23 protein-coding genes and 1 pseudogene are annotated in these 22517 nt (G+C 69.1%); 19 read left to right on the top strand and 5 right to left on the bottom strand.

Annotated features, from left to right (window positions below):
* Positions 1 to 47 precede the first annotated feature (47 nt).
* The 4 genes and pseudogenes from JTE92_RS03435 to JTE92_RS03420 all read right to left on the bottom strand — a co-directional run bounded on the left by JTE92_RS03435 (position 48) and on the right by JTE92_RS03420 (position 3955).
* Complete coding sequence (locus JTE92_RS03435; RefSeq protein ID WP_063241877.1) at positions 48 to 1004, bottom strand: Bug family tripartite tricarboxylate transporter substrate binding protein; 957 nt, start codon at positions 1002 to 1004, stop codon at positions 48 to 50.
* Between the two features lie 47 nt (positions 1005 to 1051).
* Positions 1052 to 2206 carry an L-talarate/galactarate dehydratase gene (locus JTE92_RS03430; protein WP_063241878.1) on the bottom strand — a complete coding sequence of 385 codons (1155 nt, stop codon included), beginning with the start codon at positions 2204 to 2206 and terminating at the stop codon, positions 1052 to 1054.
* A 2-nt stretch (positions 2207 to 2208) separates the two neighbouring features.
* Positions 2209 to 3096: pseudogene (gene glxR / locus JTE92_RS03425) on the bottom strand (2-hydroxy-3-oxopropionate reductase); the annotation flags it as partial.
* Positions 3097 to 3154: 58 nt separating this feature from the next.
* Complete coding sequence (locus JTE92_RS03420) at positions 3155 to 3955, bottom strand: HpcH/HpaI aldolase family protein (protein ID WP_063241879.1); 801 nt, start codon at positions 3953 to 3955, stop codon at positions 3155 to 3157.
* A gap of 390 nt (positions 3956 to 4345) precedes the next feature.
* Here JTE92_RS03420 and JTE92_RS03415 point away from each other — a divergent pair, with 390 nt between their 5' ends.
* From JTE92_RS03415 to JTE92_RS03400, 4 genes are all read left to right on the top strand, one after another.
* Entirely contained in the window at positions 4346 to 4540 is a 195-nt protein-coding gene (locus tag JTE92_RS03415; RefSeq protein ID WP_063241880.1) for a hypothetical protein, read from the top strand.
* A gap of 118 nt (positions 4541 to 4658) precedes the next feature.
* Positions 4659 to 5180: a hypothetical protein gene (locus JTE92_RS03410; protein WP_063241935.1), complete on the top strand. Its 522-nt coding sequence runs from the start codon at positions 4659 to 4661 to the stop codon at positions 5178 to 5180.
* 63 nt (positions 5181 to 5243) lie between these two features.
* Complete coding sequence (gene serA / locus JTE92_RS03405; RefSeq protein ID WP_084254809.1) at positions 5244 to 6515, top strand: phosphoglycerate dehydrogenase; 1272 nt, start codon at positions 5244 to 5246, stop codon at positions 6513 to 6515.
* A 203-nt stretch (positions 6516 to 6718) separates the two neighbouring features.
* Positions 6719 to 7069, top strand: coding sequence for a hypothetical protein (locus JTE92_RS03400; RefSeq protein ID WP_232353472.1), 351 nt, complete (start codon positions 6719 to 6721; stop codon positions 7067 to 7069).
* Between the two features lie 49 nt (positions 7070 to 7118).
* Here the strand turns inward: JTE92_RS03400 and JTE92_RS03395 are convergent, their stop codons facing one another.
* On the bottom strand, positions 7119 to 8114 hold the full coding sequence (locus JTE92_RS03395; RefSeq protein ID WP_063241883.1) for a tripartite tricarboxylate transporter substrate binding protein: 996 nt from the start codon (positions 8112 to 8114) through the stop codon (positions 7119 to 7121).
* 307 nt (positions 8115 to 8421) lie between these two features.
* On the opposite strand from JTE92_RS03395, the gene JTE92_RS30685 reads away from it, so the two are divergent.
* The 15 genes from JTE92_RS30685 (at position 8422) to ccmI (ending at position 22514) form a co-directional block, all read left to right on the top strand.
* On the top strand, positions 8422 to 11172 hold the full coding sequence (locus JTE92_RS30685) for a winged helix-turn-helix domain-containing protein (RefSeq protein ID WP_063241884.1): 2751 nt from the start codon (positions 8422 to 8424) through the stop codon (positions 11170 to 11172).
* A gap of 137 nt (positions 11173 to 11309) precedes the next feature.
* Positions 11310 to 11474: a periplasmic nitrate reductase, NapE protein gene (gene napE / locus JTE92_RS03385; protein WP_084254811.1), complete on the top strand. Its 165-nt coding sequence runs from the start codon at positions 11310 to 11312 to the stop codon at positions 11472 to 11474.
* A gap of 88 nt (positions 11475 to 11562) precedes the next feature.
* Positions 11563 to 11889 carry a chaperone NapD gene (locus JTE92_RS03380; protein ID WP_084254812.1) on the top strand — a complete coding sequence of 109 codons (327 nt, stop codon included), beginning with the start codon at positions 11563 to 11565 and terminating at the stop codon, positions 11887 to 11889.
* The gene (gene napA, locus JTE92_RS03375; protein ID WP_063241887.1) at positions 11886 to 14381 is read left to right on the top strand and encodes a periplasmic nitrate reductase subunit alpha; all 2496 of its coding nucleotides are present in this window, start codon (positions 11886 to 11888) and stop codon (positions 14379 to 14381) included. Before JTE92_RS03380 ends, napA begins: the two co-directional genes overlap by 4 nt.
* A 26-nt stretch (positions 14382 to 14407) precedes the next feature.
* Positions 14408 to 14938 carry a nitrate reductase cytochrome c-type subunit gene (locus JTE92_RS03370; protein ID WP_063241888.1) on the top strand — a complete coding sequence of 177 codons (531 nt, stop codon included), beginning with the start codon at positions 14408 to 14410 and terminating at the stop codon, positions 14936 to 14938.
* A gap of 58 nt (positions 14939 to 14996) precedes the next feature.
* Complete coding sequence (locus JTE92_RS03365; protein ID WP_063241936.1) at positions 14997 to 15584, top strand: cytochrome c3 family protein; 588 nt, start codon at positions 14997 to 14999, stop codon at positions 15582 to 15584.
* Positions 15585 to 15587: 3 nt separating this feature from the next.
* Positions 15588 to 16235 carry a cytochrome c biogenesis heme-transporting ATPase CcmA gene (ccmA, locus tag JTE92_RS03360; RefSeq protein WP_371136898.1) on the top strand — a complete coding sequence of 216 codons (648 nt, stop codon included), beginning with the start codon at positions 15588 to 15590 and terminating at the stop codon, positions 16233 to 16235.
* On the top strand, positions 16232 to 16909 hold the full coding sequence (gene ccmB, locus JTE92_RS03355; protein WP_063241889.1) for a heme exporter protein CcmB: 678 nt from the start codon (positions 16232 to 16234) through the stop codon (positions 16907 to 16909). Before ccmA ends, ccmB begins: the two co-directional genes overlap by 4 nt.
* Positions 16906 to 17676 carry a heme ABC transporter permease gene (locus JTE92_RS03350; protein WP_063241890.1) on the top strand — a complete coding sequence of 257 codons (771 nt, stop codon included), beginning with the start codon at positions 16906 to 16908 and terminating at the stop codon, positions 17674 to 17676. Before ccmB ends, JTE92_RS03350 begins: the two co-directional genes overlap by 4 nt.
* Positions 17673 to 17822, top strand: coding sequence for a heme exporter protein CcmD (locus tag JTE92_RS03345; protein ID WP_116386951.1), 150 nt, complete (start codon positions 17673 to 17675; stop codon positions 17820 to 17822). The genes JTE92_RS03350 and JTE92_RS03345 overlap by 4 nt, the downstream gene beginning before the upstream one ends.
* Complete coding sequence (gene ccmE / locus JTE92_RS03340) at positions 17819 to 18292, top strand: cytochrome c maturation protein CcmE (protein ID WP_063241891.1); 474 nt, start codon at positions 17819 to 17821, stop codon at positions 18290 to 18292. The genes JTE92_RS03345 and ccmE overlap by 4 nt, the downstream gene beginning before the upstream one ends.
* Positions 18289 to 20313 (top strand): heme lyase CcmF/NrfE family subunit, encoded by a 2025-nt coding sequence (locus JTE92_RS03335; RefSeq protein ID WP_063241892.1) that lies wholly within the window; start codon positions 18289 to 18291, stop codon positions 20311 to 20313. The genes ccmE and JTE92_RS03335 overlap by 4 nt, the downstream gene beginning before the upstream one ends.
* Positions 20310 to 20852, top strand: coding sequence for a DsbE family thiol:disulfide interchange protein (locus JTE92_RS03330; protein ID WP_063241893.1), 543 nt, complete (start codon positions 20310 to 20312; stop codon positions 20850 to 20852). Before JTE92_RS03335 ends, JTE92_RS03330 begins: the two co-directional genes overlap by 4 nt.
* On the top strand, positions 20845 to 21318 hold the full coding sequence (locus JTE92_RS03325) for a cytochrome c-type biogenesis protein (RefSeq protein ID WP_063241894.1): 474 nt from the start codon (positions 20845 to 20847) through the stop codon (positions 21316 to 21318). The genes JTE92_RS03330 and JTE92_RS03325 overlap by 8 nt, the downstream gene beginning before the upstream one ends.
* Entirely contained in the window at positions 21315 to 22514 is a 1200-nt protein-coding gene (gene ccmI / locus JTE92_RS03320) for a c-type cytochrome biogenesis protein CcmI (protein ID WP_063241895.1), read from the top strand. Before JTE92_RS03325 ends, ccmI begins: the two co-directional genes overlap by 4 nt.
* Positions 22515 to 22517: the final 3 nt, after the last annotated feature.

Here is a 22517-nt window from a genome sequence, read left to right as displayed (position 1 = left end):
ACAGCACGCGGGAGAGGGGAGAAAACCGGCGGGCTGATAACGTGCTCTCAGTCGGCCGTGATCTTGCCCACCTCGATCACCTTCTTCCAGCGCGCATGCTCCGACGCCTGGAACGCCGTGAACTGTTCCGGCGTATTGGCGACGACCTCGAAGCCCAGCTCGAGCAGCTTGGGCTTGACCGCGGGATCGTTGAGCGCCGCGACCACGGCCGAGTGCAGCTTGGCCTTGATCTCCGGCGCCACACCCTTCGGCACCGCCACGGCCTGCCACGAGTAGACCGTCACGCCCTTCACACCCGCTTCGTCCATGGTCGGCACGTCAGGCAGGATCGGCGAGCGCTTGCTGCTGGTGATGGCCAGCGCGCGCAGCTTGCCCGCCTTGAGATGCGGGATCGCGGTGTTGATGTTCATGAAGGTGGCATCGACCTGTCCGCCGAGCAGGTCGTTCAGCGCCGGCGCGCCGCCCTTGTACGGCACGTGCAGGCCGGTGGTGCCGGTCTGCTGCCAGAACAGCTCGGCGGTCAGGTGGTCGCTGGTGCCGTTGCCGGCGGAAGCGAAGGTCATCTTGCCGGGATTGGCCTTCTCGTAGGCAATCACGTCCTGCAGGCTCTTGTGCGGCGAGTTGGCGGGAACGGCCAGCACATTGGGCGCCTGCACCGCCACGCTGATGTAGTCGAAGTCCTTGAGCGGATCGTAGCCGGCGTTCCTGGTCAGGTGCGGCCCGATCACGAACGGGCCCAGCGACGATACGAACACGGTGTAGCCGTCGGCCGGCGCGCGCTTGACCATGGCGGCACCGATCATGCCGGCCGCGCCCGGCTTGTTGTCGACCACGAAGCTGCCGCCGAACTGCGACTGCATCTTGGCGCCCAGGATGCGGGCGACGTTGTCGCTGGAGCCGCCCGCGGGGAACGGCACCAGCAGCGTGACGGGCTTTTCCGGCCAGGCGGCGTGCGCGGTGGCCATGGCTGCGCCGAGCAGCAGGGATGCGATCAGCTTTTTCATGGGTTGTCTCCTGTTTGCTGTGTGTCTTGTATATGGGTTGTTCGGGGTTACGGCTGCTGGCCGAATTCCGCCTGCTGGCGCGTCCAGGCCCTTGCCTGCTCGCTCAGGCTCAGGCCCAATCCCGGCGCGGTCGGCACCTGGATGCGGCCGTTGCGGATCTGCAGGCGCTCGTTGAAGAGTGGCTCGAGCCAGTCGAAATGCTCGACCCACGGCTCGCGCGGATACGCGGCGGCAAGGTGCACGTGCAGTTCCATCGCAAAATGCGGCGCGAGCATCAGCCCCGCATGCTCGGCCAGTGCCGCCACCTTGAGGAAAGGCGTGATGCCACCGACGCGCGGCGCATCGGGCATCAGGTAGTCCGCGGCGCGGTGGCGGATCAGGTCCCAGTGCTCGGCGGCGCTGGTCAGCATTTCGCCGGTGGCGATCGGGGTGTCGAACTGCGTCGCCAGCGCGGCGTGGCCTTCGTGGTCGTAGGCGTCGAGCGGCTCTTCGAGCCACACCAGGTTGAACGACTCGAAGGTGCGGCACATGCGCTGCGCGGTCGGGCGGTCCCATTGCTGGTTGGCGTCGACCATGATCGGCACCGCGTCGCCCAGGTGCTCGCGCACCGCGGCCACGCGCTTGATGTCGAGCGCGCCGTCGGGCTGGCCCACCTTGAGCTTGATGCCGCCGATGCCGCGCTCGACCGACGCCGCGGCATTGACCTTCAGCTGGTCCAGCGGCGTATGCAGGAAACCGCCCGAGGTGTTGTAGCAGCGCACCGCGTCGCGATGCGCGCCCAGCAGCTTGGCCAGCGACAGGCCGGCGCGGCGGGCCTTGAGGTCCCACAGCGCCACGTCGAAGGCGCCGATGGCCTGCGTCGACAGGCCGCTGCGGCCGACCGACGCGCCCGCCCAGCACAGCTTGTCCCACAGGCGCGCGATATCGCTCGGGTCTTCGCCGATCAGCGCCGGCGCGATCTCGGCCGCGTGCGCGAATTGGCCGGGGCCGCCCGCGCGCTTGCTGTAGCTGAAGCCCAGCCCCTCATGGCCGTTGGCGGTGCGGATCTCGGCAAACAGGATCGCCACCTCGGTCATCGGCTTCTGCCGGCCGGTCAGCACCTTGGCGTCGCTGATCGGCGTGGCCAGCGGCAGGTAGCTGGAAGACAGCCGGATCCAGGCGATGCTGTCGGCGGGTTGGGTGGACGATGTGGTTGCTGTCATGTTCAGGATCCGATTTCGTGGTTGGCCAGCAGCTCCAGCGCGCGCACCAGCGCGGAATGGTCCCAGCCAGCACCGCCGTGGCTCACGCAGGCGTTGAACAGCTCCTGGCAGGTCGCCGTGTTGGGCAGCGACACGCCCATTTCGCGCGCGTTGGACAGCGCGAGGTTCAGGTCTTTCTGGTGCAGCCCGATGCGGAAGCCGGGCTCGAAGGTGCGCTTGATCATGCGCTCGCCATGCACCTCCAGCACCTTGGACGAGGCAAAGCCGCCCATCAGCGCCTGGCGCACGCGCGCGGGGTCGGCGCCGGCCTTGGCGGCGAACAGCAGCGCCTCGGCCACGGCCTCGATGTTCAGCGCGACGATGATCTGGTTGGCGACCTTGGCGGTCTGGCCGGCGCCGTTGTCGCCGACCAGCGTGATGTTCTTGCCCATCAGCTCGAACAGGGGCCGCACGGTCGCGAAGGTTGCTTCGGGCCCGCCCACCATGATCGAAAGCGTGCCGTTGCGCGCGCCGACCTCGCCGCCGGACACCGGCGCATCGAGGTACCGGCAGCCCAGCGCGTTGATGCGGCTGGCGAAGCCCTTGGTGGCGATCGGCGAGATCGAGCTCATGTCGACCACGATCTTGCCCTCGCTCAGGCCGGCGGCCACGCCGTCTTCACCGAACAGCGCCGCTTCGACGTGCGGGGTGTCGGGCACCATCAGGAAGATGATGTCGGCGCCCTGCGCCACTTCGCGGCCCGACGCGCAGGCGATGCCGCCCAGGTCGACCAGCGCCCGCGGCGCACCGCTGCGGCTCGACAGCCTGACTTCATGCCCGCCGGCGATCAGGTTCTGCGCCATCGGGCTGCCCATGATGCCAAGGCCAATGAATCCGAGTTTCACGTTTTGCTCTCCTTGCGTTCGGTACGGTTCGGTGTTGTCTTGTGTTGTCTGGAACCAGGCGGGCTTAGTAGCCGCCGCTGTCGGGCGCCGGTGCCTGCGGTGGCTGTCCGGCGCGCATCTCGGCCATGACCTGCTGCGCCCCCGCGGCCATCAGCCGCGCATCGGAACTGACCGTGACAAAGCCGAAGCCTTGCCCGATGCGGCGCAACGCGGCCGCCGGCGCGCCGTTGTGGATGCCCGCAACACGCCCGTGCGCCCTGGCACGCGCAACCACGTGCTCGATGGCCTGCGCCACCGGCGGGTCGACGTCGTCGAAGGTCGGCCGGCAGCCCAGCGCGAGCGACAGGTCCGACGGGCCGATATAGACACCGTCGAGCCCGTCGACCGACAGGATCTCGTCCAGGTTTTCCAGCCCTTGCCGCGTCTCGATCATCGCCAGCACCACCACGGTGTCGTTGGCGTGCTGCGCGTAGTCGGCGCCGCCGTACAGCAGCCCACGGATCGGCCCGAAGCTGCGCGCGCCCAGCGGCGGGTAGCGCGTGGCGGCCACCAGGCGCTCGGCGTCGGCGCGGGTATTGACCATCGGGCAGATCACGCCATACGCGCCGGCATCGAGCACCTTCATCAGGATGCCGGGCTCGTTCCACGGCACGCGCACGACCGGCACGGTGTCCGTGGTCGAGATCGCGGTCAGCAGCGCCAGTGCATCGGCGTAGTCGAGCGCGCCATGCTGCAGGTCGATGGTGAGCGCGTCCCAGCCCTGGTGGGCCATGGTCTCGGCGGCAAAGGCGCTGGGGATGGACAGCCAGCCGTTCACCACCGCCTGGCCCGCCGCCCACATTTTCCGGATCCGGTTCTCGCGCATCTTGGGTCTCCGCTGCCTTTTGTAATACGTTGTCGTACAACATTTTATGCCGTTATGACAAAAATGGTGCTGGGGATTACCCGGTATCACCGCCCAGAGAGGCGAAGAATGGCGCCACAAATCGCCTTTTTCCCCCGGGAATTCGCTCGATGTAACCACTTGCCTCCGCCAGAATCCGTTCAGCAGCGATTTGCGCAATGTCATAGGATGACTGATAACAAACTGCCCTGACTTCGCCTTGCGATGCCGGGCAGGCCAACGCTGCCATGACGCGCCCGCAAGGCTCCGCAGGCCAGGCGGCGGCCCGCCTATTCACGATTCCTTACAATTGACGACAGGCCGAAGCCTTATCCTCGGGCGCATCCGGATCCCCACAATAAGGAGAAATCAATGAAACCAGTCCTGGCCTTGCTCGTTGCCTGCAGCGTCCTGCTTGGCGGCTGCGTGGTTGCCCCGTATGACACCTACGGCGGCGGCGGTCCCGGCTGCCCGCCGGGACAAGCCAAGAAGGGCAATTGCCGCGTCGACGCATACGGCAATGAATCCTTCTGCCCGCCGGGGCAAGCCAAGAAGGGCCGCTGCTGACCGCCCCGGCGGCAGCCGGCATCCCGGCACGCCGGGTCCTGTTGCGCCGCCCATCGCACTAGTCGGAGAATGGCGGATGCGGGCATGACGCCCGCAGGAGAACGCCATGCAGCTTCGCATGCAACTTCGGCTCGCCGGCCGCCTGTGCGCGGCCGCATGGCTGGCCGGCACGCTCGGGGGCTGCGCCACGCTGCAGCCCGTACAGACCGGCCAGAAATTGATCGGCAGCCCGGAAAGTGCGGTGCGCCAGACCTTCGGGCCACCCACCGAGACTTTCCGCCTGGCCGACGGCACCACCCGCTGGCTGTGGTCGCGCCAGCCCTTCGGCCATGAGGTCTATGCCGCCGATTTCGATGCCGGCGGCAAGCTCACCAGGTATCGCCAGATGCTGACCGAAACGGAGGTCTACCGTGCCCAGGTCAATGTCTGGACCAAGAAAGACATGCAGGAGCATTTCGGCCTGCCCCGCGAACCGATCCAGTACTACCCCCTGATGAAGCGTGAAGCGTGGTCGTGGCGGATGTACAAGGACGGCCTGCAGAGCGCGCATTTCAGCGCCTACTTCGATGACGGCGGGGTGTTGCGCCAGACCATGATCATCGTCGACCCGCTCGGCGGCGACTCGCGCCGCTCGCGCTGAACCGGCACGGCGCAACGCCGGTGTCATTGCCGGCAGCAGGGACTCCCGGGGTCCCATGCCGTTTTGCGCGCAGAATGGAGGCATACCCATCCCTCCAGGCGGAAAACGAACGTGACCACTGCGATCCTGCTCGAGAACATCCACCAGAGCGCCACCGCACGGCTGGCTGAAGCCGGCCTGCAGGTGGAGCGCCGTACCGGCGCACTGGCCGGCCCTGAATTGCGCGAAGTGCTGGCCAGCCACGACGTGGTCGGCATCCGCTCGGCCACGCACCTGCGCGGCGACGATATCCGCAGCGCCCCGGGCCTGCTGTCGATCGGCTGCTTCTGCATCGGCACCTCGCAGGTCGACCTGGAGGCCGCCACGCATGCAGGCATCCCGGTATTCAACGCGCCCTTTTCCAACACGCGCTCGGTGGCCGAGCTGGTCGTGTCCGAAGCGGTGATGCTGCTGCGCCGGATCCCCGAGAAAAACACGCTGGCGCATGCCGGCAAGTGGGCCAAGGGGGCCAGCGGCGCCTTCGAGGCGCGCGGCAAGACCATCGCCATCGTCGGCTACGGCAATATCGGCTCGCAGGTCGGCGTGCTGGCCGAATCGATGGGCATGCGCGTGGTCTACTACGACGTGCTGGCGCGGCTGTCGCACGGCTCCGCGCGTGCCGCGGGCTCGCTCGAAGACGCGGTGTCGCAGGCCGAGGTGGTGACGCTGCATGTCCCGGCCACGCCGCGCACCAAGAACATGATCGATGCGAGCGTGCTGGCCGCGTTCAAGCCTGGCGCGATCCTGATCAATGCCTCGCGCGGCAGCGTGGTCGACATTGCCGCGCTGGCCGCGGCGCTGCGCGAAAAGCGCCTGGGCGGCGCCGCCATCGACGTGTTCCCGCAGGAGCCCAAGACCAACAACGATCCCTTTGCCAGCGAGCTGCAGAACCTGCCCAACGTGCTGCTGACCCCGCACGTCGGCGGCAGCACCGAAGAGGCGCAGGAGAATATCGGCGCCGAGGTCGCGGCCAAGCTGGCGCACTTCCTGGCGACCGGCGGCACCATCGGGGCGGTGAATTTTCCCGAGGTCGATCCGGGCCCGCTGCAGGCACCGGCGCGGCTGCTCAACGTGCATGGCAATGCGCCGGGTGCGCTGGCCGCGCTCAATACGCTGCTGGCGCAGGAGGGGGTCAACATCACCGGCCAGCACCTGCAGACGCGGGGCACCACCGGCTATGTGGTGACCGATCTCGACCGCGTGCCGTCCGGCCAGTTGATGCAGGCGCTGCGCACGCACGCCGGTTTCGCGCGTTCGCGCCTGATCCTGCGGCAGGGCACTGGCGAGGCAGGCTGAAGCCGCGCAGGGCGCCTTCGCGCCCTGCACCCCACTCGCCGGCACAATGGTCACAGCATTGTTCCAAATCTCAAGATATCACTATTGCGGCCGCTAACATCAAGTGGCGCATGTACTGCCTTCCGGTCGCGCAGTGGCAGCACCGCATCGCTCGGAGGCTTGCATCCGCACGACACCGACAGCGGAGTGATGACATGAGATCAATGAAACGAAGCGGGACAGTTCCCGGCATCACCGGGCAGCTGATGGCGGGTGGAGTCCTGGCGCTGGCGCTGGCCGGCATCGCGGCGGCGCAGACAGGCACGATCACGTTTCGCGGCGCCATCGCCAATCCGTCATGCGGCTTCACGCCCACGGCGGTGCAGGTGCAGGCGCGCTGCGTCGATGCTTCGGGACGGACAGTCTCGGCACCGGTGCCAATGCCACCGGCGCGCGCCGGCGCGCACGCGCGTGTTGCGACGGCGAAGATGCGCGTGGAGCCGGTGTTCCGCAGCCTGCTCGGCGGGCGGCGCGGCAGGCCGGACGGCTACGTGATGGTAGTGACTTACCAGTAGGCGTGGCACATGGAGCGGGACGGGGCGGCGCGGCCGCCCGTTCTTTCGTTCAATCGAGCCGGATATCCGAGGCGCGGATGGCCTCGGCCCAGTAGGCCTGCTCCTGCTTCACCACGTCGGCAAACGCCGCCGGCGATGACCCCTTCAGCAAGATGCCGAGTTCGACCATGCGCGCGCGCAGGTCGGCGTTGGTCAGCACGCGATTGACGTCGACCGACACCTTGTCGACGATGTCGCGTGGCGTTCCCGTCGGCGCGAACAGGCCGATCCATCCCTGCCGCTCCAGGCCAGGCACGCCGCCCTCCTGGAACGTTGGCACGTCGGGCAGCAGCGGCGAACGCGCCTGCCCGGCGACGGCGATCACCTTGAGCTTGCCGGTGCGCGCATGCTGGCGTGCCGACACCGCTGCCACCATGCCGGCAGGCAACTGGCCGCCGAGCAGGTCGTTGAGCATCGGTCCCTCGCCCTTGTACGGCACGTGCGTCAGCGGCACGCCCGCGTTGCGGCCGAAGATCTCCATGTAGAGGTGCCCGCTCGAGCCCAGCCCGTACGAACCGTACGGCAGCGGCTTGCCGAGCTTGCGGATGTATTCGACCAGCTGCCTGATGTTGGCAGCGGGCACGTCGGGCTGCACCACCAGCGCGAGGTGGGAGGTTGCCAGTTCCGAGATCGGCGCGAAGTCCCGCACCGGGTTGAAGGTCGCCCTGGTATAGAGGCTGGGCGCCTGCACCAGCCCGGTCAGCGCGAACAGCAGCGTATAGCCGTCGGGCTCGGCCTTGGCCACCATGTCGGCACCGATCATGCCGCCGGCGCCGGGCCGGTTGTCGACCACCACCGCCTTGCCCCAGGCCTTGGCCAGGCCATCGGCGATGGTGCGCGCAACCACGTCGCCGGTGCCGCCCGCGGCATACGGCATGACGATGCGCACCGTGCGCCCGGGATAGGCCGCGCCCTGTGCGCGTGCCGTCCAGGCGGTTCCCGCCAGTGCCGCGCCCGCGGCGCCAAGCCCCAATTGCCGCAGTACCCTGCGCCTGCCTTGCTGCATTGCTTGTCTCCTTGGTTCCCTGTCATTGGCCGCATCCGGGCAGCGCCCGTGCCGGCTCGGACTGCGCCACGCTGCCGGTCGGCCTCTGCGTGCCGTTCCGAACAGGTGCCAGTCTTGCTCCCCTGCTGCGCACCCAGCGGCGCGTGCGGGCCACTTTAGGCGCAGCGCGCGGCAGTGTCGTCCATCGAAAGGAGCAAAATCCCGCCGGCCGCCAAAATCGTCCAAACGAACTAGGACGCAACCCTGAGGCCATGGAAGAATCGGCCGCTCTCCAGCCCCCACCCGCGCTCCCGCGCCAGGAACGTCCTTGCAACCGCCTGCCCTTCACGCCACATCCCGGGCCGAACCGCCAAGGCCCGCCGTCCTTGCCTCCAAGCTCGCGCCGCCGGTGGCGCATGCGGCCATGCTGCACCGCCCGCACCTGGTGGCGCAGATGGCCGAAGCGCGCGCGGCGCGCGTGATCGTGCTGCGCGCCGCAGCCGGCTTCGGCAAGACCACGCTGATGCAGCAATACGCCGCGCATTGCGTGGCGCAGCATCACGCGGTCGCCTGGCTGCGCCTGGATGCCGGCGACAACGACCTGGAGCGCCTGCTGGCGCACCTGGAAGCGGGCCTGGCGCCATTGCGCGGCAAACGCGGGGCGTCGGCCGAGACCGGTGGCAGCGGCCCGCGGCTGGCGCACGCCCTGCTCGAGCGGGTGGCCAGCGCGTCACAGCCGTTCGCGATCGTGCTGGACGATCTCGAAACGCTGCATGGCGCGCCCGCGCTCGACTTTCTGCAGCAGCTGATCGCGGCGCTGCCACAGTGCGGCACGCTGGTGGCCGGGTCGCGGGCCACGCCGGAGATCGGGCTGGGGCGGCTGCGCGCACGGGGCCAGCTGCTGGAGATCACGCCGGCGGCGCTGCGCTTTTCGCTGCAGGAGACCACCGAACTGCTGCGCGGCCGCTGCGGCCTGCCGCTGCGCGACCCCGACATCGACACGCTGCACCGCGGCACCGAGGGCTGGGCCACGGCGATCTATCTCGCGGCACTGTCGCTGCAGCAGCGCAGCGACCACGCGGCTTTTGTCGCATCGTTCTCCGGCACGCACCTGGAACTGGGCGAGTTCCTTGCCGAAGACATCCTGGCGCGGCAGTCCGACGCCTGCCGCGCCTTCCTGCTCGACACCAGCGTGCTCGGCCAGCTCAGCGCGCCGCTGTGCGATGCGCTCACCGGCCGCGGCGACGCGCGCCAGATGCTCGACCACCTGGAACGCGCAAACCTGCTGCTGTTCCCGCTCGACGCCGAGCGCAACTGGTACCGCTACCACCGTCTCTTTGCCAGCTTCCTGCAGCACCGGCTGGCCGCGCAGGCGCCGGGGCGCGCACCGCAGCTGCATCTTGCCGCCGCACGCTGGTACCTGGCCAACGGCTACCCGGTGCCCGCGGTGGACCACCTGCTGCAGGCCGGCCACCACGACGAGGCGCTGGCCGCGATTGCCAGCGAATCCGGCACGCTGCTGGCCACCGGCCGCGTGCGGCTGCTGCTGCGCTGGTTCGACCAGGTGGCACCGGCCGCGCTGGCCCAGCAGCCCGCGCTGGCCCTGACGCGCGCCTGGGCCCTGCTGCTCAACCGCCGCCACGGCGAAGCGATGGCGGCGGTCGAGCCGTTCCTGGCGCAGGCGGCGGATGCCGATACCGGCCTGGCGGTGGAGGCGCAGACGCTGCACTGCGTGGTGCTGGCCATGGCCGACCGGGTCCACGCCTGCCGCGACGCCGCCACGCCCCACCTGCACCGGCTCGCGCCGGACGACAGCTTCCAGTACTGCATCCTGGCCAACTCGCTGGCCTATGCGCTGCTCTGCACCCACCGCTACGACGAAGCCCGCAGCGTGCTGTCGCGCGCCATGCAGCGCGCGCCGCGCCCGCTGCCGATGCGCGGCATCACCGACAGCCTGGAAGGCGTCATCGACCTGGTGCAAGGCCGGCTCGGCAATGCGCTGGCACGCTTTCGCGCGGCCTCCGGCGGCAGCTGGGGCGACTGGAGCGCACCCCCCGGCGAAGTCACCGGCGGCAAGCCTTCCAGCGACATCTGCTGGGCGCAGGCGCTGTACGAGCACGATGCCGTCGACCAGGCCGCGCGGCTGCTCGCCGATGCGCTGCCATACAGCAAGGGCAATGGCCCGCCCGACGCGTTGATCGCCTGCCACGTGCTGAGCGCCCGCGTGGCGCTGTTGCGCGGCGACCGCGGCCAGTGGCTGCAGCGCCTGGCCGAGCTCGAGCAGCTCGGCCAGCAGGCCGATGCCGCACGCGCGTTGTGCTCGGCGTGGCTGGAGCGGGCACGCGTCGCCACGCTCGAGGGCCGGCTCGAAGCCGCCGCGCAGGCGGTGCGCGCCGCGCAGCTGTACGGTGCCTGGGAAGCCGGCGACGCCGCCGGCCACGCCAACGATATCGAGCGGCCTAGCGTGGCGCGCTGCCGCCTCGCCATCGCGCAGGGCGAGTTCGCGCAGGCTCTCGATCTGGTCGAGCCTGCCATCGACACCGCCATCGCGCACCAGCGCTACTGGCGCCTGATCCGCCTGCGCCTGCTGCGCGCCGCCGCGCTCGACGGCCTGGGCCAGCGCGATGCGGCACTGCAGGATGTCACCGACGCGCTGCGGCTGGCGAGCCATGAGGGCTTTGTGCGCAGCTTCCTGGACGAGGGCCAGCACGTGTCCGCGCTGCTGCGCCACTGGGCCGCCGCGCACCTGCAGCAGGCGGCGGCGCTGGGCGTGGCGGCGCCGTTCGTGACCGGCGTGCTGGCGCGGCTGCAGCAAGCGCCGGTGGCCGGTACGCAGGCAAACGCACCCGGCGCAGAACCTGCCGCGGCAAGCGCGGGATCCGCCGATCCGCTGACCGCGCGCGAACTCGAAGTCCTGCACATGCTGTCCGCGGGATACCGCAATCGGGTGATTGCGCAGAAGCTGTTCGTCTCGGAACTGACGGTCAAGTCGCACCTGCGCCGCATCCACGCCAAGCTCGGCGCGCAAAGCCGCACCGAAGCCGTGGCGTTGGCGCGTGCGCGCGGGCTGATCGCATGAGCCGTTGCACCGGACATTGCCCAGGCTGCCGGCACGCCGCACGAGTGCAGTCTTGACACCTTCGGCCACGCTTCCTTTAATGGTGTTACGCATCAGGTGCATTGCCTGACCACTTTCACCGATTACTTCAAGCCATGATGGAAACCGGGGAAGTCCACGATCCGCAGCGCAAGAAAGAAGAACTGCGCAGCTTCCTGTTTCTGACCGCCGTGATGGTGCCGGTACTTTCCGTCATCATCGTGGCAGGCTATGGGTTCATTGTCTGGATGACCCAGCTGGTCAGCGGTCCCCCAACGCACTGAACGCGCGGCACGCCCCGCTGGCGCGAGTTGTAAGATAAAAAAACAAGCTGCAGCACAGACTGAAACGGCATTGAACCGGAGCATGCGCATGCCCGCAGCCAGATGTGCGATTCCCATCCAGCCGCTGCCAGCCAGCGACGAGTGGCATATTGCCGGCATCGTCGTGCATGCGCATCCGGCCAGCGTGGCGCAGGTACGCAGCGCCATCGAATCCCTCACCGGCGCAGAGGTCCACGCCGCCAGCGATGCCGGCAAGCTCGTGGTCACCATCGAAGCGCCCACCTCGCGCGCCATTGCCGCGCACCTCACCTACCTCCACCAGCTCCCCGGCGTGCTGTCGGCCGCGCTTGTCTACCAGCACAACGAAGACGCCGAAGCCATGAGCGAGACCATCTACGAGGAGGGCGCAAGATGAACATCTCCCGCCGCGATTTCATCAAGCAGACCGCCGTCGCCGCGACGGCGTCGGTGGCCGGCGTCACGCTGCCGGCCGGGGCCGCCAACTTTGTCACGGACAGCGAAGTGACAAAGCTGAAATGGTCCAAGGCGCCGTGCCGCTTCTGCGGCACCGGCTGCGGCGTCACGGTGGCGGTCAGGGACAACAAGGTGGTGGCCACCAACGGCGACCCGCAGGCCGAGGTCAACAAGGGGCTGAACTGCGTCAAGGGCTATTTCCTGTCGAAAATCATGTATGGCCAGGACCGGCTGACCAAGCCGCTGCTGCGCATGAAGAACGGCCAGTACGACAAGAACGGCGAATTCGCGCCGGTCACGTGGGAGCGCGCCTTCGACGAAATGGAGCGGCAGTTCAAGCGCGTGCTGAAGGAGAAAGGCCCCACCGCGGTGGGCATGTTCGGCTCGGGCCAGTGGACCGTGTGGGAAGGCTATGCCGCATCCAAGCTCTACAAGGCCGGATTCCGCTCCAACAACATCGATCCCAATGCGCGCCACTGCATGGCATCGGCGGTACAGGGCTTCATGCGCACCTTCGGCATGGACGAGCCGATGGGCTGCTATGACGATTTCGAGGCCGCCGATGCCTTCGTGCTGTGGGGCTCGAACATGGCCGAGATGCATCCCATCCTGTGGACCCGCATCACCGACCGGCGCCTGAGCCATCCGAAGACTCGCGTGGCGGTGCTGTCCACCTTTACGCACCGCTCCTTCGACCTGGCCGACATCCCGGTCATCTTCAAGCCGCAGACCGACCTGGCGATGATGAACTACATCGCCCACTACATCATCAAGAACAACAAGGTCAACAAGGACTTCGTCAACAAGCACACCGTCTTCAAGGAAGGCGTGACCAATATCGGCTACGGCCTGCGCCCGGAGCATCCGCTGCAGAAGGCGGCCAAGAACGCGGCCGATCCCGGCGCCTCGCGCCCGATCACGTTCGACGACTTCGCGCGCTTCGTGGCCAAGTATGACGCCGATACCGTCAGCAAGCTGTCGGGCGTGCCCAAGGCCAAGCTCGACCAGCTGGCCGAGCTCTATGCCGATCCCAACATCAAGGTGATGTCGCTGTGGACCATGGGCTTCAACCAGCATACGCGCGGCAGCTGGGCCAACAACATGGTCTACAACCTGCATTTGCTGACCGGCAAGATCGCCACGCCGGGCAACAGCCCGTTCTCGCTGACCGGGCAACCGTCCGCTTGCGGCACCGCGCGCGAGGTGGGCACCTTCTCGCACCGGCTGCCGGCGGACATGGTGGTGACCAATCCCAAGCACCGCGAAGAGGCCGAGCGCATCTGGAAGCTGCCGGCAGGCACCATCCCCGACAAGCCGGGCTACCACGCCGTGCTGCAGAACCGCATGCTCAAGGACGGCAAGCTCAATGCGTACTGGGTGCAGGTCAACAACAACATGCAGGCAGCGGCCAACCTGATGGAGGAAGGGCTGCCGGGCTACCGCAATCCGCAGAATTTCGTGGTGGTGTCCGACGCCTATCCCACCGTCACCGCGCTGGCCGCAGACCTGATCCTGCCCAGCGCGATGTGGGTCGAGAAGGAAGGCGCCTATGGCAATGCCGAGCGCCGCACGCAGTTCTGGCACCAGCTCGTCGATGCGCCGGGCGATGCGCGCTCGGACCTGTGGCAACTGATGGAGTTTTCCAAGCGCTTCAAGGTCGAGGACGTGTGGCCCGCCGACCTGATCGCGAAGAAGCCCGAGTACCGCGGCAAGACCCTGTTCGACGTGCTCTACCGCAACGGGCAGGTCGACAAGTTTCCGCTCAAGGAAATCAGCGCCGAGTACAACAACGCCGAGGCCAAGGCCTTCGGCTTCTACGTGCAGAAGGGGCTGTTCGAGGAATATGCCACCTTCGGCCGCGGCCATGGCCACGACCTGGCGCCGTTCAACGCCTACCATGAAGCGCGCGGCCTGCGCTGGCCGGTGGTCAACGGCAAGGAAACCCGCTGGCGCTACCGCGAAGGCAGCGACCCGTACGTCAAGGCCGGCACCGGCTACCAGTTCTACGGCCACCCGGACGGCAAGGCGGTGATCTTCGCCCTGCCCTACGAGCCGCCTCCCGAATCGCCCGACAAGGAGTATCCGTACTGGCTGGTCACCGGCCGCGTGCTGGAGCACTGGCATTCCGGCTCGATGACGCGGCGCGTGCCCGAGCTGTACCGTTCCTTCCCCAACGCGGTGGTGTTCATGCACCCCGAAGACGCCAGGGCCATGGGCCTGCGCCGCGGCGTGGAAGTGGAAGTGGTGTCGCGGCGCGGGCGCATGCGCTCGCGCGTGGAGACCCGCGGACGCGACGCGCCGCCGCGCGGGCTGGTGTTCGTGCCATGGTTCGACGCCAGCCAGCTGATCAACAAGGTAACGCTGGACGCGACCTGCCCGATCTCGCTGCAGACCGACTTCAAGAAGTGCGCGGTCAAGATCGTCAAGGTCTAGCGCGGCCGATACAACAGGGAGACGCCATGAAACCGAGTCGATCCTGGCTGCCACTGCTGGCCTTGCTCACGCTGCTGCTGGCGGTGCTGGCGACGGCACCGCTGCCGGCGCGCGCGCAGCAGCAACCGCAGCAAGGCCTGGTCGATGCCATGCGCGGGCCCACACCCATCGGCAACGAGGCCAAGGCCCCGATCCTGTACCCGACCGAGAACAAGGACATCCGCCGCAACCGCAACTACACCATGCAGCCGCCGACGATCCCGCACAAGATCGACGGCTACCAGGTCGACAAGGATTTCAACCGCTGCATGTTCTGCCACGCGCGCACCCGCACCGAAGAGACCCAGGCGATCCCGGTCAGCATCACGCACTACATGGACCGCGACAACAACGTGCTGGCCGAAGTGTCGCCGCGCCGCTATTTCTGCACGCAATGCCACGTGCCGCAGGCGGAGGCCAAGCCACTGGTGGGCAATAGCTTCATCGATGTCGAGCAGATGCTCAAGCGCAAGCCCGGCGCGAAAGGAGCGGCCGACACCAAGGGAGCGGCCAAATAAGGGAGCGACCAGATAGCTGCGCCCGGCCACGACATCAACCTCATTGCGGATGCGCGCCATGCTCGACCTGCTCAAGCGCTACTGGCGGACCATCAACCGGCCCAGTGCGTATTTCAGCCTGGGCTTCCTGACACTGGGCGGCTTTGTCGCCGGCGTGGTGTTCTGGGGCGCGTTCAATACCGCGCTGGAACTGACCAACACCGAGCAGTTCTGCACCGGCTGCCACGAGATGCGCGACAACGTCTACCAGGAGCTGCAGGGCACCATCCACTTCACCAACCGCAGCGGCGTGCGCGCCAAATGCTCGGACTGCCACGTGCCGCACAACTGGACCGACAAGATGGCGCGCAAGATGCAGGCGTCCAAGGAGGTCTGGGCCAAGGTCTTCGGCACCGTCGACACACGCGAGAAGTTCCAGGCGCACCGGCTCACGCTGGCACAGCACGAATGGGCCCGCTTCAAGGCCAACGATTCGCTGGAATGCCGCAACTGCCATGACTACCAGTCGATGGACTTCACGCGGCAGAGCCCGCGCGCGCAGGCCATGCACTCGACTTATCTCGCCAACAAGGAAAAGACCTGCATCGACTGCCACAAGGGGATCGCGCACCACCTGCCAGACGTATCCAAGGCCGAGGAGAAATGACGCGTGCCGCCATCCGCCGTCCGGCCAGACCACGCCCCCGCGCTGAGCGGTGAAGGGCTGGGCCTGTCGCGCGCCGGCCGCCCGGTGCTGCGCGGCATCGACCTGGCGCTGTCGCCCGGCTGCCTGCTGCAGGTACTGGGCGCCAATGGCAGCGGCAAGACCAGCCTGCTGCGCGTGCTGTGCGGCCTCGCCGTGCCGGACGAAGGCACGTTGCACTGGCAGGGGCGGCCGGTGCGCGCCGGCGATCCTGCCTACCTGCAGGCGCTTGCCTATGTCGGCCATGCCAATGGCATCGACCCGGACCTGAGCCCCGCTGAAAACCTGCGCTTTGCCGCGCGCATGGCCGGTGCCGGCGATGCGGGCGCGCTCGACCGTGCCCTCGCCGCGCAGGCGCTGGAGCGCGTCGCGCGCACACCGGTGCGCGCGCTGTCGCAGGGCCAGCGCCGGCGCGTGGCGCTGGCGCGCTTGTCGCTGGCGCGGCGCGCGCTGTGGCTGCTCGACGAACCGGTGGCGGCGCTGGATGCCGACGCCTGCGCGCGCTTCGACGCGCAGCTCGAAGCGCACCTGGCAGCGGGCGGCATGGCGGTGATCGCCACCCACCAGTTGCTGCGTGCCGGCGGCGCGGTGCTGCGGCTGGAGGCACCGGCATGACCCGCACCCTGGCCGCCATCGTCGCGCACGACGTGTCGCTGTCCTGGCGCCGGCGCGGCAGCCTGCTCGGCAGCGTGGTGTTCTTTGTCATCGCGGCGAGCCTGTTCCCGCTGGCGCTCGGCCCCGAGCCGCAGCAGCTGCGCGCGCTGGCGCCCGGGATCCTGTGGGTCACGGCACTGCTGGCGTCGATGCTGTCGCTGTCGCGGCTGTTCGCGCAGGAGCATGCGGACGGCAGCCTCGACCAGCTGCTGCTGTCGCCCCATCCGCTGGCGCTGCTGGTACTGGCGAAGATCGCGGCGCACTGGCTGACCAGTGGCCTGCCGCTGTTGCTGCTGACGCCGTTGCTGGCGCAGCAATACGGGCTGCCGTGGAGCGCAGCGCTGCTGCTGTCGGCCTCGCTGCTGGTCGGCACGCCGGCACTGAGCCTGATCGGCGCCGTCGGCGCCGCGCTGACGCTGGGCGTGCGCGGCGGCGCGGTGCTGCTGTGCATCCTGGTGCTGCCGCTGTGCGTGCCGGTGCTCGTGTTCGGCGCCAGCGCCGCGGCGGCCGCCGATGCCGGGCTCGACGTGGTGCCGCAGTTCTCGCTGCTGGGCGCATGCCTGGCGCTGTCGCTGTTCCTGTGCCCGCTGGCCACCGCCGCCGGGCTGCGCATCGCCATGGAGACGCCGGCATGAGCCAGCCGCTGCCATCGCTGCACACTGCCGAGGCGCCGCAGGCGCGTGTCGCCTGGATGGCATATGCGGCGCCGGTACGGTTCTATCCGCTGGCCGGGCGCATGGCGCCGTGGTTCTTCGCCGCGGCGGCGCTGTTTGCCCTGGCCGGCCTGTATGTGGGCTTTGCCGTGGCGCCGACCGACGCGCAGCAGGGCGAGGTCTACCGCATCATCTTCATCCACGTGCCGGCGGCATGGATGTCGATGTTCATCTACCTGGTCATGGCGGGCTACTGCGCGCTGGCGCTGGTGCTGCGCACGCGGCTGTCGTCGATGATGGCCTCGGCGCTGGCGCCCACCGGCGCGCTGTTCACGGCGCTGGCGCTGTGGACCGGCGCGCTGTGGGGCCAGCCGACCTGGGGCACGTGGTGGGTCTGGGATGCGCGGCTGACCTCCGAACTGATCCTGCTGTTCCTGTACCTTGGCTTTATCGCGCTGGAATCCGCCATCGACGAGCCGCGCCGCGCCGAGCGCGCCTGCGCGGTGCTGGCGCTGGTGGGCGTGGCCAATATCCCGGTGATCTACTTCTCGGTGCAATGGTGGAACACGCTGCACCAGGGCGCTTCCGTCAGCCTGACCGCGGCGCCGTCGATGGCGGCCACCATGCTGGCCGGCATGCTGCTGATGGCGCTGGCATGCTGGATGTACACCATCGCCGTGGCGCTGGTGCGCGTGCGCTGCATCCTGCGCGAGCGCGGCGAGGTGCCAATCAACGGAGAGATATCATGAGCCTGTCGTCGCTGCTGCCCTACGGGCACCATGGCATTTTCATCGCCGGCGCGTTCGGCATGAGCGCGCTGCTGCTGGCGCTGGAACTGGCGCTGCTGGCGCGCCGCTGCCGCGCCGGCGCGCAACCGGCCGGCACGCGCCGATGACGCCGCGCCAGCGCCGCTTCGGCATGCTCGCCGCGGCCCTGGCCTGCGGCGGCATCGCGCTGGCGCTGGTGCTCAATGCCTTCCGCTCCAACCTGGTGTTCTTCTTCAGCCCGAGCCAGGTGGCCGCGCAGGAGGCGCCGGTGGCGCGCAGCTTCCGGCTCGGCGGACTGGTCGAACCCGGCTCGATCCGGCGCGAAGGCGACGGCATGACCGTACGCTTTGTCGTCACCGACACCGCGCGCCAGGTGCCGGTGCGATACCGCGGCCTGCTGCCCGACCTGTTCCGCGAGGGCAAGGGCGTGGTCGCGCGCGGCAAGCTGGAAGCCGACGGCACCTTCGTCGCCAGCGAGGTGCTGGCCAAGCACGACGAAAACTACATGCCGCCCGAAGCCGCCGATGCGCTGAAGCAGGCCGAACAGGTGAACCGCCGCATGGCGGCCGGTGCGCCGGCGCAGGGAGCGCGCCAATGATTGCGGAACTGGGACACTTTGCCCTGATCGTCGCGCTGCTGGCCGCGCTGGTGCAGGCAGTGGTGCCGCTGGCCGGGGCAGCGCGCGGCAGGCTGGCGTGGATGGCGGTGGCGCGGCCGGCGGCGCGCGTGCAATGCGCGCTGGTGGCGTTGTCGTTCGCGGCGCTGACCTGGAGTTTCATCGCCAACGACTTCAGCGTGCGCTATGTCGCCGCCAACGCCAACAGCGCGCTGCCGCTGGCCTACCGCGTGGCAGCGGTATGGGGCGGGCATGAGGGCTCGATGCTGCTGTGGACGCTGATGCTGGCGCTGTGGTCGCTGGCGGTGGCGCACTTCAGCCGCCAGCTGCCGCTGGCCGCGGTGGCGCGCGTGCTGGGCGTGATGGGCGCGATCAGCGCGGGCTTCCTGCTGTTCCTGCTGTTTGCCTCCAACCCCTTCGTGCGGCTGCTGCCGCCGGCAATGGCGGGGCGCGACCTCAATCCGCTGCTGCAGGACCCGGGCATGGTATTCCACCCGCCGCTGCTCTACATGGGCTATGTCGGTTTCTCGGTGACCTTTGCCTTTGCCGTGGCGGCGCTGCTGGCCGGACGCGTGGATGCCGCCTGGGCGCGCTGGTCGCGGCCGTGGACCACGGTGGCGTGGGCCTTCCTGACGCTGGGCATCATGCTTGGCAGCGCGTGGGCATATTACGAACTGGGCTGGGGCGGATGGTGGTTCTGGGACCCGGTCGAGAACGCCTCGTTCATGCCATGGCTGGCCGGCACCGCGCTGATGCATTCGCTCGCGGTCACGGAGAAGCGCGGGGCGTTCCGCGCATGGACCGTGCTGCTGGCGATCTTCACCTTCTCGCTGAGCCTGCTCGGCACCTTCCTGGTCCGCTCCGGCGTGCTGACCTCGGTCCATGCGTTCGCGGTCGATCCCAAGCGCGGCATCTTCATCCTGGCCCTGCTCGGCCTGGTCACCGGCATCGCGCTGGCGCTGTACGCATGGCGCGCGCCGCGCCTGTCGTGCGTGTCGCGGCGTGTCGAGTTTGCCGCGGTCTCGCGCGAATCGCTGCTGCTGGCCAACAACGTGCTGCTGGCGGTGGCGGCGGCAACGGTGCTGCTCGGCACGCTCTACCCGCTGCTGGTCGATGTCCTGGGGCTGGGCAAGATCTCGGTTGGCCCCGCCTACTTCGAGCAGGTGTTCGTGCCGCTGATGGCTCCCGCGGTGCTGCTGATGGGCGCGGCGCCGCTGGCGCGCTGGCGCCATGGCAGCCTGCCCGACATGGCGCAGCGGCTGCGCTGGGCCGGCATCGCCAGCGTGGCCATCGGCCTGGGGCTGCTGCTGGTGCTGCGCAACGCCTCCGCCATGACCGGGCTGGGGCTGCTGCTGGCGGCATGGTGCGTGCTGAGCGCGGTGGCGAGCCTGGCGGCTCGGCTGCGCCACCAGCAGGGGCGCCGCTTCAGCGCGCTGCGCCAGCTCGCGCCGAGCTACTGGGGCATGCTGCTGGCGCATGCCGGCGTCGGCATCTTCATCGCGGGCGTGACGCTGGTCACCGGGCAGGAAAGCCTGCGTGAACTGCCGATGCGCGCGGGCGATACCGTCAGCGTCGGCGGCTACGACTTCCGCTTCGCCGGCGTGAGGCAGGCCGCCGGCCCCAACTACGATGCGCTGCGCGGCACGCTGACCGCAGCGCGCGACGGCAAGCGCGTGGCGGTGCTCCATCCCGAGCGGCGCATCTACCGCAGCCAGGACATGCCGACCACCGAGGCCGCGATCGACAGCGGCCTCACGCGCGACCTGTACGTGGCACTGGGCGAGAATGTCGACGGCAGCGCCTGGGCCGTGCGCATCCACGTCAAGCCTTTTGTCGACTGGATCTGGGCCGGGTGCGTGCTGATGGCGCTGGGTGGCCTGCTGGCGGCGTGCGACAAGCGCTACCGGCTGCGCCGCCGCGTCGCGGCCGAAGCCGCTCCTGCACCGGCGAATGCACCCGCCGCGCCCGCCCTCGCCTCCACGCGCGAGGAGACACCGGCATGACGCGCTTCCTGCTGCCGCTCGCCGCCTTCCTGGCGCTGGCCGTCGCGCTGGCCGCGGGGCTGCGCCACGATCCGCGCGAGCTGCCCTCGCCGCTGGTCGGCAAGGCCGCACCGGCCTTCACGCTGCCGCTGCTGGAGCCGGAAGGCCGCACGCTGGCGTCCGCCGACATGCGCGGCAAGGTGTGGCTGCTGAACGTGTGGGCCTCGTGGTGCGCAGCCTGCCGCACCGAGCACCCGGTGCTGGTCGACTTCGCCGCGCGCGCGCCAGTGCCGCTGTACGGCCTGAATTACAAGGACGAGGCCGGCGCCGCGCGCGACTGGCTGCAGCGGCTCGGCAACCCTTATACGGCATCACTGGTCGATGCCGACGGACGCGTGGGCATCGACTATGGCGTCTATGGCGTGCCCGAGACCTTTGTCATCGACCAGCACGGCGTGGTGCGCTACCGCCAGGTCGGCCCGGTCACGCGCGAGGTGCTGGAGCAGAAGCTGATCCCGCTGATCGAGCGGCTGCAGCGCCAGGGAGGCGGCCATGCGTAGGCTGCGCGCCGCGCTTGCCCTGTGGCTATGCTGCCTGTCGATGCAGGCGGCCGCCGCGCCGACCGAGGCGGAACTCGATGCGCGCGTGCATGCACTGTCCAATGAACTGCGCTGCCTGGTGTGCCAGAACCAGACGCTGGCCGATTCCAACGCCGACCTTGCCGTCGACCTGCGCCGCCAGATCCGCGAGCAGCTGCGCGGCGGCGCCAGCGACCAGGCGGTCAAGGACTACCTGGCGCAGCGTTATGGCGACTTCGTGCTGTACAGGCCGCCGCTGCGGCCGGTGACATGGCTGTTGTGGTTTGGTCCGCTGCTTTTGGTTGCCGGCGTGGCGTGGGCGATCGTACGCACCCGCGCGCGTCATCGCGGCACGGGCCCTGCGCTCGACGGCGGCGCGCGCAGCGACCTTGAACGCTTGCTTAACGATACCGCCAACGCCACCGACACCGGCCCTCGCCAACCATGACGACCTTCTGGCTGCTCGCCGCCGCACTGATCGCCGCCGCCATGGCCGGGCTGCTGTGGCCGCTGCTGCGCCGCCACACCATTCCGGACCCTGGCACGCCGGAGCGCACGCTGCTGGTCGACCTGTACCGCGACCAGCTGCGCGAACTCGACGCCGACCTGCGGGTGGGCACGCTGAGCGCAGCCCGGCATGCCGAAGCCCGCGACGAACTCGGCCGCCGGCTGCTGGATGAAGCCGCGGACGCCGCCGTCGGCACGCACCGCGCCAGCACTTCCCCGCTGCTCGCGGCAGCGTTGCTGGCGGCGTTGCCGAGCGCCGCCATCCTGCTCTACCTGCACCTGGGCAATCCCGTCGCGCTCTGGCGCGCCGACGACGTGCCGCAAGCGACCAGCAGCCAGCACCAGCTCAGCGGCGCGCAGGTCGAAGGCATGGTCAACCAGCTGGCGCAGCGGCTGCGCGAAGCCCCTGCCGATCCCGAAGGCTGGGCCATGCTGGCGCGTTCCTACAGCGTGCTGGAGCGGTATGCCGACGCCGCCGCGGCCTACGCCCGCGCCGTCGAGCTGGCGCCGGACGTGGCATGGTTGCGCGCCGATTATGCCGACGTGCTGGCCAGCCTCGACAATGGCTCGCTGCAAGGCGCGCCGATGGCGGAGATCAGCCGGGCGCTGGCGCTGGATCCGGATGACCCCAAGGCGCTGGCGCTGGCGGCCAGCGCCGCGGTGGAACGCGGCGACAAGGCAGCGGCGATCGGCTACTGGGAACACCTGCACCGGCTGCTGCCCCCGGACTCGCAGACCGCGGCACGCGTTGCCGCCAACCTTGCCGCAGCGCGCGGCACTTCCGCCGCGCAGCCGGCGAAGATTACCGGCTTGGTCACGCTCAGCGAAAAGGCGGGACGCACGCCGCAGCCGGGCGACACCCTCTTCGTCTACGCCCTTCCTGCCGACGGCTCGCGCATGCCGCTGGCGGTGGTGCGCCGGCAGGCCAGCGACTTGCCACTGACGTTCACGCTGGACGATGCGATGGCGATGCGGCCCGACCGCAAGCTGTCGGGACATACGCAGGTGGTGGTGGAAGCGCGCATTTCCGCGAGCGGGAATGCCATGCCGCAGTCGGGCGACCTGGTCGGGCGCAGCGGTCCGCTGGCGGTCGGCAGCGAAGGCGTGCGGATCGCGATCGACGCCGCCGTGCCATAGCGT

It is taken from the genome of Cupriavidus oxalaticus (genome assembly GCF_016894385.1).
Taxonomy (GTDB): Bacteria; Pseudomonadota; Gammaproteobacteria; order Burkholderiales; family Burkholderiaceae; genus Cupriavidus; species Cupriavidus oxalaticus.
This window is presented reverse-complemented; position numbering and strand designations above follow the sequence as displayed.